At 57.0% G+C, this 13,528-nt stretch carries 12 protein-coding genes; 6 read left to right on the top strand and 6 right to left on the bottom strand.

Features of this window, described 5'->3' with window-relative positions:
- Positions 1-232, bottom strand: a 232-nt coding sequence (locus tag ABD833_RS12045) for a hypothetical protein (protein ID WP_345073272.1), incomplete at its 3' end; no start/stop codon positions are given.
- Here ABD833_RS12045 and hisF point away from each other — a divergent pair.
- From hisF to ABD833_RS12025, 4 genes are all read left to right on the top strand, one after another.
- The gene (gene hisF, locus ABD833_RS12040; RefSeq protein WP_345073270.1) at positions 216-974 is read left to right on the top strand and encodes an imidazole glycerol phosphate synthase subunit HisF; all 759 of its coding nucleotides are present in this window, start codon (positions 216-218) and stop codon (positions 972-974) included. The two genes, ABD833_RS12045 and hisF, sit on opposite strands and share 17 nt — an antisense overlap.
- Before the next feature lie 64 nt (positions 975-1,038).
- Positions 1,039-1,692 (top strand): bifunctional phosphoribosyl-AMP cyclohydrolase/phosphoribosyl-ATP diphosphatase HisIE, encoded by a 654-nt coding sequence (gene hisIE / locus ABD833_RS12035; RefSeq protein WP_345073273.1) that lies wholly within the window; start codon positions 1,039-1,041, stop codon positions 1,690-1,692.
- A 108-nt stretch (positions 1,693-1,800) separates the two neighbouring features.
- Positions 1,801-2,559 (top strand): glycosyltransferase, encoded by a 759-nt coding sequence (locus ABD833_RS12030; RefSeq protein ID WP_345073269.1) that lies wholly within the window; start codon positions 1,801-1,803, stop codon positions 2,557-2,559.
- Positions 2,560-2,565: 6 nt separating this feature from the next.
- Complete coding sequence (locus ABD833_RS12025) at positions 2,566-3,204, top strand: lipid-A-disaccharide synthase N-terminal domain-containing protein (protein ID WP_345073268.1); 639 nt, start codon at positions 2,566-2,568, stop codon at positions 3,202-3,204.
- 43 nt (positions 3,205-3,247) lie between these two features.
- On the opposite strand, the gene ABD833_RS12020 is transcribed toward ABD833_RS12025, so the two are convergent.
- The gene (locus ABD833_RS12020) at positions 3,248-4,246 is read right to left on the bottom strand and encodes a GDP-mannose 4,6-dehydratase (protein ID WP_345073267.1); all 999 of its coding nucleotides are present in this window, start codon (positions 4,244-4,246) and stop codon (positions 3,248-3,250) included.
- 163 nt (positions 4,247-4,409) lie between these two features.
- Between ABD833_RS12020 and ABD833_RS12015 the strand changes: the two genes are divergently transcribed.
- Complete coding sequence (locus tag ABD833_RS12015) at positions 4,410-5,321, top strand: glycerophosphodiester phosphodiesterase (RefSeq protein ID WP_345073266.1); 912 nt, start codon at positions 4,410-4,412, stop codon at positions 5,319-5,321.
- A 176-nt stretch (positions 5,322-5,497) separates the two neighbouring features.
- Complete coding sequence (locus ABD833_RS12010) at positions 5,498-7,087, top strand: ArnT family glycosyltransferase (protein WP_345073265.1); 1,590 nt, start codon at positions 5,498-5,500, stop codon at positions 7,085-7,087.
- Positions 7,088-7,166: 79 nt separating this feature from the next.
- Here ABD833_RS12010 and ABD833_RS12005 read toward each other — a convergent pair whose 3' ends face one another.
- The 4 genes from ABD833_RS12005 to ABD833_RS11990 all read right to left on the bottom strand — a co-directional run bounded on the left by ABD833_RS12005 (position 7,167) and on the right by ABD833_RS11990 (position 13,511).
- The gene (locus tag ABD833_RS12005; protein ID WP_345073264.1) at positions 7,167-8,207 is read right to left on the bottom strand and encodes a hypothetical protein; all 1,041 of its coding nucleotides are present in this window, start codon (positions 8,205-8,207) and stop codon (positions 7,167-7,169) included.
- A 1,131-nt stretch (positions 8,208-9,338) separates the two neighbouring features.
- Entirely contained in the window at positions 9,339-10,478 is a 1,140-nt protein-coding gene (locus ABD833_RS12000; RefSeq protein ID WP_345073262.1) for a tetratricopeptide repeat protein, read from the bottom strand.
- 176 nt (positions 10,479-10,654) lie between these two features.
- Complete coding sequence (gene gyrA, locus ABD833_RS11995; protein ID WP_345073261.1) at positions 10,655-13,237, bottom strand: DNA gyrase subunit A; 2,583 nt, start codon at positions 13,235-13,237, stop codon at positions 10,655-10,657.
- Between the two features lie 112 nt (positions 13,238-13,349).
- On the bottom strand, positions 13,350-13,511 hold the full coding sequence (locus tag ABD833_RS11990; protein WP_345073259.1) for a hypothetical protein: 162 nt from the start codon (positions 13,509-13,511) through the stop codon (positions 13,350-13,352).
- Positions 13,512-13,528 lie beyond the last annotated feature (17 nt).

Below are 13,528 nucleotides of genomic sequence, written 5' to 3'. Positions count from 1 at the left end.
CACCAACAACCACCCACCAAAAACCAATTGCCTTTATCCGGAAGGAGGCCACCCACCAACAACCACCCACCAAAAACCAAAAACCACCCACCAACAACCACCCACCAACAACCACCCACCAAAAACCAAAAACCACCCACCAACAACCACCCACCAAAAACCAAAAACCACCCACCAACAACCACCCACCAAAAACCAAAAACCAAATCCCCCCTATGCTAACCAAACGCATTATTCCCTGCCTCGATATCAAAGATGGTCGCACCGTGAAAGGCGTGCGCTTTGAGGGGCTGCGCGACGCCGGCGACCCGGTAGCCCTGGCGGCCCGCTACGCCCGTGAAGGAGCCGACGAGCTGGTGTTTCTCGATATCACGGCCACCAATCAGAAGCGCACCACGCTGGTGGCGCTGGTGCGCGAGGTGGCCCGGGAGCTGGATATCCCGTTCACCGTGGGCGGGGGCATTGGGACGGTGCAGGATGTGGAAGCGCTGCTTATGAACGGGGCCGATAAGGTGAGCATCAACTCGGCGGCCCTGGCGCGGCCCGGGCTGATCGATGAGCTGGCCCGCCGCTTCGGCAGCCAGTGCATTGTGGTGGCCGCCGATACCCGCTACCACGACGCGGATGGCTGGCAGATCTACACCCGCGCCGGTACCAACAACACCGGCCGCGACGCGGTGCAGTGGTGCCGGGAGGCCGCTGACCGCGGGGCCGGCGAAATCCTGCTCACCAGCATGAGCAACGACGGCACCAAGGATGGCTTTGCCCTCGATATTACCGGGGCCGTGAGCCGGGCTGTGTCGGTGCCGGTGGTGGCCTCGGGTGGTGCCGGCTCCCTGCAGGACTTCACCAACGTGTTTCAGCAGGCCCAGGCCGACGCCGGGCTGGCGGCCAGTATCTTTCACTTCGGCGAAATCGGCATCCGGGCCCTGAAGGAACACCTGCGCCAGGACGGTATCCCGGTCCGCCTGTAGCCAGTTGGTTTTTGGTTAGTGGTTTTTGGTTTTTGGCCAGAATCAGGACCAAAAACCAAAAACTATTAACCAAAAACCAATGCTGGACTTTGCGAAAATGAATGACCTGCTGCCCGCCGTGGTGCAGGATGCCGATACCGGCCAGGTGCTGATGCTGGGCTACGTGAACGAGGAAGCCTGGGCGAAAACCCAACAGGAGGGACGCGTGACGTTCTTTTCCCGCTCCAAGAACCGGCTCTGGACCAAGGGCGAAACCTCGGGCAACTACCTCACCGTGGTCAGCCTGCACCCCGATTGCGACGGCGACGCTATCCTGATCCGGGCCCGTCCCGACGGCCCCACCTGCCACCGCGGCACGACCAGCTGCTTCGAGCAGCCGGAGCAAACGGCCTACCCGGCGGCCCCGGTGGGCTTTCTGGCGGAGCTGGAGCGCTTGGTGCAGCGCCGCCGCGACTTTCCGGCGGAAGAGCCGAATTCCTACACGGTTTCCCTGTTTCGCAAGGGAATGCCCAAGATTGCCCAGAAAGTGGGTGAGGAGGCCGTTGAAACGGTTATCGACGCCGTGGGGGGCAATATCGAAGGGTTGAAAGGCGAAGTAGCCGACTTGCTTTACCACCTGCTGGTGCTGCTGGCGGCCTCTCAGGTAACCCTGGAGGAAGTGGTAGCGGTGCTGCGGGCGCGGCACTCCACGATAGCGGCTGGAATCCGGCGGGAATAGCGGCGACCTGTAACCCCGGCCGGGCATCGGCAGTATCGGCAAAGCCCGCCACCCCGGCGGCGGGCCGGGGAAATAGTTGCTACTTTGAGCCCCGCTATTCGCTTGTCTATGTCTGATAATTCTGCTTACCTGGCCCTCCAGTCCCTAACCGTCTTGGTGCCAGTCTATAACGAGGAAGAAAGCCTGCGCCAGTTTGTGGTGGAGATGAACCGGTTTCTGGCCCAGACCCCGGTGGCCACTACGGTGCTGTTCGTCAACGACGGCAGCACCGACGGCTCGCTGCCCATCCTGCGCGACGTCTGCCGCCACGATGCCCGCTACGAGTTTATCTCCCTGAGCCGGAACCAGGGACTGAGCACGGCCATCAAAGCGGGGGTAGACCACTGCCGCAGCACGCTCATCGGCTACATCGACTCCGACATTCAGACTTCGCCGCTCGATTTGCTGCGCTTCTTCGAGTTCTTCCCGCAGTATGACATGGTGAACGGCATTCGGGCCCGGCGCCAGGATACGTTCGTTAAGAAGCTTTCCTCCCGGATTGCCAACACCGTGCGCCGCACGCTCATCAACGACGGCATTCAGGATACGGGCTGCCCGCTCAAGATCATCAAGATTGAGTATGCCCGCCGGCTGCCGCTGTTTCATGGCATGCACCGCTTCCTGGGCGCGCTGGTACAGCTGCAGGGCGGCCGGGTGCAGCAGATTGCGGTGCAGCACTTCCCGCGCTTTGCCGGCACGGCCAAGTACAACCTCTGGAACCGCGCCTGGAAGCCGCTAGTGGACACGTTCGGTTTCCGCTGGATCCGCAGCCGCTGGAAGAACTACGAAATCGGGGAGTACCACCGCGCCGACGGGGTGGGCCGTTAGCCGCGTATGAGAACGGAGACGATTGCGCTGGGCATTGGCCTGGTGTCGCAGCTGCTGTTTTCGAGCCGCATCGTGCTGCAGTGGGTGCAGAGCGAGCGGGCCCAACGGGTATTGGTGCCCACGCTGTTCTGGCAGATCAGCCTGATATCCTCGTTTCTGATGATCCTCTACGGCATGCTGCGCCACGACCCCATCATTCTGGCGGCCCAGCTCATCAGCTATGCCATCTACATCCGCAATCTGCAGCTGTTGGGCGAGTGGCATAAGCTGAATGCCTGGTTTCGGGCGGCGGCCTACGGGTTTCCGCTGGCCATGCTGGGCTGGTTTGTGGCCGGCAATCAGCACTTCAGCCTGCGGGCCATGCTGGGCCGCCGTATCCCGGCCGGCCTGTTGGTGCTGGGCTCGGTGGGGCAGGCCGTCTTCCTGCTGCGTTTCGTCTACCAGTGGATCTACTCCGAACGCAAGGGTGAGTCGTCGCTGCCGCTGAGCTTCTGGGCTATCAGCTTCGTCGGTTCGGTGCTTATTCTCACCTACGCTATCCTGCGCCGCGACGCAGTGCTACTGATCGGCAACGTATTCGGCACGGTGGTCTATGCCCGCAACATCGTGCTGCTACGGCGGGAGCAACGCCAGTCACCGGCATAGGTGGGGGGTAAGCAGGGAGAGGGAAACCGGCACCGGCGGGCGGCTACCCCACCGGGGAAGCCGGTTCGTACAACTTCGGCTCAGTCTCCAACCACTGCACAAATTCCGCTAATCCCTGGGCCAGCGTCGTTTTTGGCGCGTAGCCCAGTAGGCGGTGCGCCTTGCTGATGTCAGCATAAGTCACGTTTACGTCGCCGGCCTGCATGGGCAGGAACTCCAGCTCAGGCTGACACCCCAGGGCTTCGCCAACGGCCTGAATCAGCGCCAGCAGGGGTACCGGGCGGTTGTTGCCCAGGTTGACGACCTCGCACACGTGGGTATGCTGTAGCAAATAAGCAATGCTCCGGACGATGCCATCAACCGTGTCGTCCACGTAGGTGTAGTCCCGGGCGGTGGTACCATCCCCGAATACGGGAACAGGCTGCCCGGCCTGCATCAGGCGCGCAAATTTGTGAATAGCCAGGTCGGGGCGCTGGCGCGGACCATAGACGGTGAAGAAGCGGGCATTAAGCACGTCGAGTCCATAAAGATGGTGATAGGTAGCGGTGAGCTGCTCGCCGGTAAGTTTGGAAACGGCGTAAGGCGAGATGCCGTGGGCCAGGACATTCATATCTTCCTGAAACGGCTGTTGCCGGGTATTGCCATATACGGACGAGGAGGAAGCAAAAAACAGCTTTTGAATTTTACGCTGCCGCATCCACTGCAACAGGCGAGTGGTGCCGATAATGTTATTTTCCAGGTAGGCAATGGGCTCCTTCACGGAAGGACCCACCCCGGCTTTGGCGGCTAAGTGCACGACAACCTCAATAGGCTCAGGGGAACCCGAATCCAGCAGAGTCTCAAACCCGTGGCGTAGGTCGGCCTCAACAAAGGTGAAGAAGGGGTGGTGGCGAAAGCCAGTGAGGTTGCGCTGCTTGTGCCCGCGGGCGTAGAAGGGGTCGAAGTTGTCGAGGCCAATAACCCGGTGCCCCTCAAGAAGCAACCGTTCGGTCAGGTGCGAGCCAATAAAGCCCGCACAGCCCGTTATAAGAATGGAGGCCATGCGTGAGGGTAGGGAAAAGAGGAGATAAAATGTGCGCCCGGGTACGGGGCAAATGTAACCGGAATTACCTGGTCCCGGTATGCTGCGTATAGCCTCCATCTGTATTTCCCTGGTCCCCCAGGGTCCGGGGCTAAGTTTTTCGTTCCCTTTCCACAGCATAGCTATGACGCGCAGCATTGGTCACGGTTGGGGGGTTGTGATGGTGGGGGCAGGCTTACTGCTGCTGGCCGGTAGCATCATTGCCGCCCCGGGCCCCGGCCAGCAGGATCCGGACCCCGGGGCGGGCCGGCTGCGCCGGCCCCTGGTAATCGGTCACGCTGGGTCAGGCTTCTTCCATCTTTTCAACCCCTTGCCGCCGAGTAGTCTGCGGAGTATTGCCCGGGCCCTGCGCCAGGGGGCTGATGGGGTGGAAGTAGATGTACGGTTAAGTCAGGACAGCATTCCGGTTCTCTATCACGACCACACGCTCGACTCCATGACCGATGGCCAGGGGTGCGTCAGCCAGACCACCGCCGCGGTGCTTACCCGTCTGCCTTACCGCGGTGGGTGGCCCCATGACTGGCTGCAGCACGAGCACGTAATTACCCTTGAAATGCTGTTAGCCCACCTAGCCCGACGGGGAGAGTTTCCCTACTTACACCTCGACCTGCACGAAGATGATGCCTGTTCGAGTGCCGATGCCACCCGGAGCCGGGTCCTGGCCCGCCGCCTGCAGCAGTTGCTCACCCGCTACCAGGTACCGGCTGAACGGCTGCTGATCCTGACCACTCAGGTGGCCACCCTCAACTACCTGCACGACTTACTGCCCACCGTGCCGCTGGGGCTGGAAATGACCGGGGACTTTGAAAAAGAGCTGGACCGGCTGCGGCATTTACCGTCGGTGCAGGCGGCCGTAGTGCATAAGGATAACATAAGCCCTGAACGGTCCGCCCGCATCCATGCCTTAGGCCGGGCGGTAGTGGTCTTTGGCGGGCGTTCGGCTAAGGCCGTTCGCCGGGTTGTGGCTACCTCACCAGATGCTTACGAAGTGGATAATGTCCGGCAGCTCCGCGCCATGCTCCGCCGTCAGCTGTAGGGAGCGGCAGGAAGGGTAGCCAGGTATCTTTTTTCTTCGCGGCAGGTAGTTCCGTCAATCAAATCGCTATGCGTACTACGGCAATCAGTAGCTCCCCGTGGGGGCGAATTCTATCGGTATTGGTGGTCTGTGGCTGTAGTTTTTTCGTGCACGGTAGCGCCCCCGAAATCAGTTTGATGGAAGCCCGCAACTTCGTGGCCGCCCGGGAAATGGTGGCCGGGGGCTCCTGGCTGATTCCGACGATGAATGGCGAAGTACGGTTGGCCAAGCCGCCGCTCCCCACCTGGGCCGTCGCCGCTCTTCAGTGCCTGACCGGTCCCACCGAGGAATTGTGGCTGTTACGGCTTCCCGCAGCTCTGGCGGCGACGGTGCTGGTCTTTTTTTTCTGGGGCCTGGCGCGGGAACTGACCCGGGCGCAACTCGCTGAAGCAGCCGCTCCTGGACGGACGGCCTGGCTGGGCAGCCTGGTGCTGGCCAGCAGTCTGCTGGTAATGGTTACCGGCCGGGAGGGGCAGTGGGATATTTTTGCTACTAGTCTGATGATTGGGGCCCTGTGGCTGCTGGTACGGGGCTGGCAGCGGGTTGAGGCTGGTGGGCGCGCGTATTTTCTGTTTTCCGGGGCTGGGCTGCTGGCGGGCTTCTCAATGCTCAGCAAAGGTCCTGTCACGGTGTACGCGGTACTTATGCCCTTTGTGGGGGCGTATTTGGTTGGCTATCCGGAACATCGTCAGCAGGTCGCTCGGCAGGGGTGGGGTACTGTAGTGGCCGCAACTGTGGCCTTGCTGGTAGGGCTTAGCTGGCCGATTTATATTGGGCTGCAAGTGGCTCCCATCGCGCGGAAAGTGGCTCGTACCGAAATAGCTTCGTGGGGTGAGCGGCATGTGCAGCCTTTCTGGTATTACTGGTCATTCTTTGCCTTTACCGGGCTCTGGGCGCTGGTGGCACTGGTCAGTCTGGCGTGGCCCTATGCCCGCCCACGCTTAAGGGGGTTTATCCCCTATGCGCTGGCGTTGGGTTGGGTTGTCGCAGGCCTGCTGCTGTTGAGTGTGGTGCCGGAAAAGAAAGAACGCTATATGTTTCCCCTAATGCCTCCGCTGGCACTACTTGTTGCGGGCATGCTGCGCTATTGGGAAACTCAGCGGATTTCCTTTGCCAAAGGCACCGGGTCGACTGATAAAAGGGTATTGTGGGTTTGGGGGAGTCTGCTGCTGATTGTCTTCTTGGTTCTCCCGGGGGCTATGGCGCTGAGCCACCTACCTGAAGTTGGTTTCGGTTCAGCTCGATTGGTGGTTGGCATTGGGGTGTTTGGGGCCCTGGCTGGTTGGGTTGGGTGGCAGGGTATCCGTCACTTGTGCCCCCGGGTGCTTATAGCGGCTACGCTTATAGGAGTTTGTTCTGGTATTTGTCTGCTGATTCCAGCCTATCCTGGGTGGCAATCCCGTAAGGCTACCCCGGGCCTGCGGCATATGCGCGACATGCGGCAGCATCCGGCCTTGTTCAGGCTGGCTTCGTGGAGAAGTCTCGATACCGTGCATGTAAAGCAGGTTTGGGCGGCAGGCCGTCCTATTCCCATCTGGCAGCCCGCCCTCGATTCCTTGGCTGCCCTGCGTGCTCCGGTAGCAGTATTCACCGCTTCCCCGGCTGGCAGCAGGTTGCCCATGGGATGGGAAAACCATGTTAGGGTCATCTTGCTCGACAGTTTCTACCTGGGGCGCGACCGGGAGTCAGGCTATTGGTTCATCTCCTTGCTCAAGCCCGTTCGATAGTCTTACCCTTATGTATATGCCCTTATGTATCAAGTCGTCTGAGCCGGGCATAACGGGGACTGAACTGCCTTTGGGTAAATTACCCTTGCCGGCTCAATTGTCGGCGTATTTTGTCAAGCAGCGCTCCGACAATAGCTAAGTCATCAACATCGTGAACTGAAAGCTGGGTATCCAGTCCGGGGCCGGTTATTCGGATCGTGTAAGCTGTTTGTGTAGCGGACCCAGCAGAAGCTGCTGCCATGGTTGGGATGGCTACTGCCTGGGGTAGGGCAGTTGTGTTAGTGCCAGTACCAGTACTGTTACCATGTTCCTTGACCGTAGAAGGAAGTATAAAAATGGCTTCGGGTCCCATGCTGTCTGCCTTGTTGAAGGTATCTGGTATCACAGTTTCATCGATACCCAAAGTATCCAAGCCAAATAAGCTCGACACGGCATCAAATCCTCTGGGTGATGGTGAGGGCACCTGCGATGGGCTGTCTGACGTCGTTGAGGCTTGTGAATTCCTGTTGGTGTTAGTGATGTGCAGATCAGGATCCGGTGTTCTTGGGGTTGTACTCTCTGTGCTTTCCTGACTTTGCTGTTTAAACATGTTTAGCGGCATCTCCGTGCTGGCTAGTTCCCGGCGTGGCGCTTGTTGAGTGGCGAGCATATCAATGTCTACTATAACATTGCGCTCATCGATAATGCCTACCATTCGGGCGCCATCCACGAAGGCTTTCGCTACGTTCTGGGCATTGATCTCCTCCACGCCGAATTCCCGGATAAGCATGATATCAAACATATGAACCGGCAGTTCCCGGTTACGGAACTTCCGACATATCTGGGTGAAGAGAGGAGGATGAAGGAATGCTTCCCGGTGGTATATTTTCTCTTCCTGCTTATCGTAAGCATGTTTGATGCGGCGGAACAGATTAGTAGTAGTCAGTAACTCTCTTTTACTGGTAACTAGTCCGAACTTAACGGCAGATCCAATAATGGCCTTAAAGGATCCACTAACCTTCCGGCTAAGTTTACGAGCACAAGTTTCTATCGCACACTTGCCACCAGTATCATCAACGACTTCGGCAATCTCCCAAGCACTTAAGTAGCTGGTACGAGGATATTCAATGGTCTTGGGCATGGTAAAAGTAGAAAGTAAGGAAGCAATTAGGGAATGCAAGTATAAGATATAAAAGTATAAAATAGTAGTACAAAGTATAAAAAGGTAAAAACTTAAAAATACTTTTTTATACTTCTTTATGCTTTTATGAGTTTGCTTACGGTAGTCGTATTAATAATACCTGTTCCACCAGGTATTATTAATACCAATCCAACGGAAAGGGCGCCGGGGCAGGAAGGGACGAAAAGAAGGGTGTTATTGATCATATAAGAGCCGCTTTACGACGTTCATAGAAAAAGTCATGCTCGGGAGAGTTGAAAGAGGCAGGTACCGGTGAAGCAAGATAAACCAGCAGGAGCAAGGCATCTCGCGAAGACAAGTGCATTAGTTCGCTCCGAAGTACTGCTGGCTATTGTAAGCTTCACCGCAACGCGGTGGTTAGAGTATGGTGTGCTTGTCTCTATTGAGCGGATTTACATAAGCTTTCTTCTGGCGGTCTCGTAAACGGTGTGGCTGCCGGTCCGGCGGCTATCGGCCGTCGGGCCGGTCGTCGTTAGCGCGAGACGTTTAACATCCGTTGCCGGCGACCAGTCCTGAGTAGCGGGCACGGACTATATTATTCACGACACTGTTAAGCAAAAAGGGTAGCTCAAAAGCAGGTGCGAAAAGACCGGTACCAACCAATACAGGGAGGCCTTACAACCTTGGGTTACTATCGAATGATATTACGCAGTGGTTGTCTACAATTGCTTGGCAACGGCTTGTACTGCTTCAGCGGAAGACCTTTCCAAGCAATTAGTCAAGTGTGCGCGTAACTGCAGATATCAAATCACTGCTGACCGAATAGAAAGATGAAATAAAAGACTCGAGGGCGTGGGATTTTCAAAATACCAGCTGCTCTGAACTCAATCACGGCCACCAGGCAGGCCGCCGTTCCTGATGCGACACCTTTCTATGATAACGATATGGTCGATGGCGATGACCACATTATACATCCGGGTGTGGCGGCCCGGTTCATCCCAACCTAAACGTGTAACAACATGCCGGCAAGACTGCAGAATTGCAACAGACTAATTGTCTTATAATTTATATTATGTTAAGTAACAATCCGTGAAAATAACCCAAGTAGTTTACTTGGGTTATTTTGCTCCCCTATTTTGCTGTTTCTAGTCTCGCGTTCATTCGATCTGCATCGGCGGTACGTCCCAAACGGACATATGCTTTTTGTAATGAAGAAAGCACAGCTCTGTCCTTGGGTTGTAACTGCAACGCTTTTTCGAAATAAGGCAATGAGTCTTGAAAGTACTTCTTGCCATCTGCTTCAAACTTTTTGCCGGACTTCTGATAGGTCGCTAAGTCCATCTTACTGGCTTTAGTGTATAAGTCAGCCGCTTTGTTGTAGTTGTATACCCCGAGATTAAATTGAGCATCAAAATTGTTTGGCTCAACCTCAACCGCTTTTTTATAAGCAGCCAGGGCCTTCTCCGGTTGCTTACTTTTGTCGTACAACGAACCTAAAACGGCATATAGGTTGCCATTGGTTGGATCAGCAGCAATAGCGCTTTCCAGTTTTCCAATGGCTTCTGAACCACGGCCAGAGCTTAGATACATATTTAGTTCTTCCAGCTTGAAGACTTTGTTGTCCGGATAGACGACCAAAGCCTGTTGAACGACTTTTAAGGCTTCCGCATCGTTTTTTTCCTGCCGGGCAATCTGCAATAAGCGACCATATAACGCCGGCGACTTATAATTCATAGCCAGAAGCTTGCTATACGTATCCTTCGCTACCGTGAAGTCCTGTTTGGCTTCCGCGGCATAAGCGGCATACAAATAGGCGGTCGTATCCTGCGGCTTGATCTGCTGGGCCATACGGTACGAATTTAACGCCTCGTCATAATTTTTACCGTTGTAGCTTTCTACCCCGGCATTGAGAGCCAGGCCGTACAGATTATCCATCTTCTGGACCGCCAGCTTGCCGAATTCGCCCTCTTTCGTATCCAGCTCAATGGTTTTAGCATACGAGTCGTAAGCCGCTTTAGTGCCTTCCCCGGGTTTCAAAGCTTTGCCGAAAATCGGGCTGGCCATCAACTGCTCATAAATTTCGCCCCGGGTATACCAGGTCTTGGCTTTCCCCGAAGTCTTCGGGTTCAAAACGGCACCATCAATATCGGTGCGGGCTTTATCAAGCAGGCCTTGGCGCTGATTCAGGATGGCGTTGGTAACGGCCGAAGTTTGGGCCGAAGCAGTCTGTAGTGCCACCGCAGCTACAAGAGTCAGAAAAATCTTCTTCATGGGTTTTTGCTGAAGAATGAACGAGGATGAGTGAAAAGAAATCGATTAGCAAACGGCTGCTGTCAGCCCTTGGTTGAGCCTGCAAGCAGGTAACAAAGAAGCCTGGTAAGCTTTCAGGCACCGTATTCTAAATCGAATACCGTGCCTGAAAGCCCCAGGCTCCCTAATAATGCGGGTTAGTTGCTGCTGAGCGTTTCCGGATCAGTGAGTGAAGTCAGATCGTTATCTACTTCGGTTACTGATGCAGCCGTTAGCTGCTCCCCGTCCGCGAGGCCATTGGCCTCCGAGTCGAGATCCACCCCATCCAGCTCCTTATCGTCAGCCGCTACCTTGGCCACCGACGATATTTCGTCGCCAGCGCTGATTTTCAGCAGCCGCACGCCTTGGGTAGCCCGGCCAATGGTACGCAAGTCACTCACCCGCAGACGAATGGTGATGCCCGACTTGTTGATAATCATCAGATCATCGGAATCCTGTACGTCCTTGATGGTTACCAGGGCACCGGTTTTGTCGGTAATCTTCATAGCCCGGACGCCTTTGCCCCCGCGGTTGGTCACGCGATACTCGTCGAGCGGGCTGCGCTTACCGTAGCCGTTCTCCGAAACCACCAGCAGCTCCTGCGAGGCCGGGTCCGAAATGCAGACCATGCCAACTACCCGGTCGTTGGCGTCGGCCAGGGTGATACCGCGCACGCCGGCGGCGTTGCGGCCCATGGAGCGCACTTTGCCCTCGGGGAAACGAACCGCCCGACCCGAGCGCAGCGCCACCACAATCTCGCTGCTGCCATTGGTGAGCTGCACGTCGAGCAGCCGGTCGCCTTCGTTGATGGTAATGGCGTTGATACCGGCGGTCCGGGGACGCGAGTACGCTTCCAGCGGCGTTTTCTTCACCGTGCCCTGCTCGGTGCAGAACATCAGGAAAGTATTCTCCAGGTAATCCGGGTCGCGCAGACCCCGCACGTTCAACACCGACCGGACGGAATCTTCGCGGGGAATCTCGATCAGGTTCTGAATTGGCCGGCCCTTGGTGTTCTTCCCTCCTTCCGGTACTTCGTACACTTTCAGCCAGAATACCCGACCCAGTTCAGTGAAGAACAGCAGGTATTCGTGGGTGGTAGCCACAAACAGGTGTTCCGTGAAGTCATCCTGTTTGGAGGCGGCGCCCTTCGCGCCTACGCCGCCCCGACCCTGGGTACGGTATTCGTCCAGAGCGGTGCGTTTGATATAGCCTTCGCGGGAGATGGTGATAACCATGCTCTCATCGGCAATCATATCCTCCATCGAGAAGTCGCCCCCGGCGTATTCGATCATGGTACGACGCTTGTCGCCGTAGCGCTCCCGAATCTCCAGCAACTCGTCGCGGATGATCTGCCGCTGCATCTCATCCGAAGCCAGGACGGCTTTCAGATGATCGACGAGGCGCATCAGCTCTTCGTATTCCTGCACGATTTTGTCGCGCTCCAGGCCGGTGAGGCGCTGCAGACGCATATCCAGAATGGCACGGGCCTGCACTTCGCTCAACGCAAACCGCTCGATGAGCTGGGCCCGGGCCACTTCGCCGTCGCGGGAGCCGCGGATCAGCTTGATAACCTCATCCAGGTGATCGAGGGCAATGAGCAGACCTTCCAGGATGTGGGCGCGCTTCTGGGCTTCGGCTAGCTCGTAGCGCGTGCGGCGCACGATTACGTCGGCGCGGTGCTCTACGAAATAGTGAATCAGCTCCTTCAGGTTCAGCGTCATCGGACGCCCCTTTACCAGGCACACGTTATTGACGCCGAATGAAGACTGCAGCTGGGTGTAGCGGTACAGATTGTTGAGCACCACGTTGGGCATGGCGTCACGCTTCAGATCATAGACGATGCGCATACCGTCGCGGTCCGATTCGTCGCGCAGGTCGGAGATGCCCTCGATCTTCTTGTCGTTGATCAGCGCGGCCGTTTTTTCAATCATCGAGGCCTTATTCACCATGTAGGGAATTTCGGTGATGATGATCTGCTCCTTGCCGCTGGGCAGGGTCTCGTAGTGGGCTTTGGCACGCATGACCACGCGGCCGCGGCCGGTTTCGAAAGCCTGCTTCACCCCTTCGTAGCCGTAGATGGTACCACCCGTGGGAAAGTCCGGCGCGGTGACGTGCTCCATGAGCTCGGCAATGGTGATTTCCTCGTTGTCGAGGTAGGCGATAATGCCGCTGATGACTTCCGTCAGGTTGTGGGGCGCCATGTTGGTGGCCATGCCCACGGCAATACCCGTTGTGCCGTTGATCAGCAGGTTCGGAAATTTGCAGGGCATCACGCTCGGCTCTTCCAGCGAGTCGTCGAAGTTGGGCTGGAAATCTACCGTGTCCTTGTCCAGGTCGCCCAGCATTTCGTCGGCCAGGCGCTTAAGGCGGGCTTCGGTGTAACGCATAGCCGCCGGCGAGTCGCCATCGATGGAGCCGAAGTTACCCTGGCCATCGACCAGCGGATAGCGCAGGCTCCAGTCCTGGGCCATGCGCACCATGGTATCGTAAACGGAGGAGTCGCCGTGCGGGTGGTACTTACCCAGCACCTCACCCACAATACGGGCACTCTTTTTATAGGACTTGTTGTAGGATACGCCCAGGTCCGACATGCCGTAGAGCACGCGCCGGTGCACGGGCTTCAGGCCGTCGCGCACATCAGGCAAAGCCCGGGAGATGATAACCGACATCGAATAGTCGATATAGGCACCGCGCATCTCGTCTTCAATGTTAATCGGAATGATTTTTTCGCCTTCCGCCATAGGGAAATCTTAGTCAGCCGGAGGCCCTTTGCAGAGCATTTCCGACACCGGTGAGTGAGTACTACGTGAAGCCCGCAAGGTACGAAAAAAGGCCTGTTTGGCCTAATCTGCCCTACTCCTTGCCCCGGCTTTTGTCGGCTTTGTGAGTGCCGGATTTAGGCGTGTGCACCTTGATTTTTTCCCCTACCGCCGGGCTTTGCTTTTTCCACAGTGGCTGCCCCCGGTACCGGGCCCCGTTGTGCAGGTGCACCTTGCGCGTGTGGCACGAAACCATGGGACACGTACGGCACG

Origin of the sequence: Hymenobacter fastidiosus, assembly GCF_039539565.1 — a bacterium.
Lineage (GTDB): Bacteria > Bacteroidota > Bacteroidia > Cytophagales > Hymenobacteraceae > Hymenobacter > Hymenobacter fastidiosus.
This window is presented reverse-complemented; position numbering and strand designations above follow the sequence as displayed.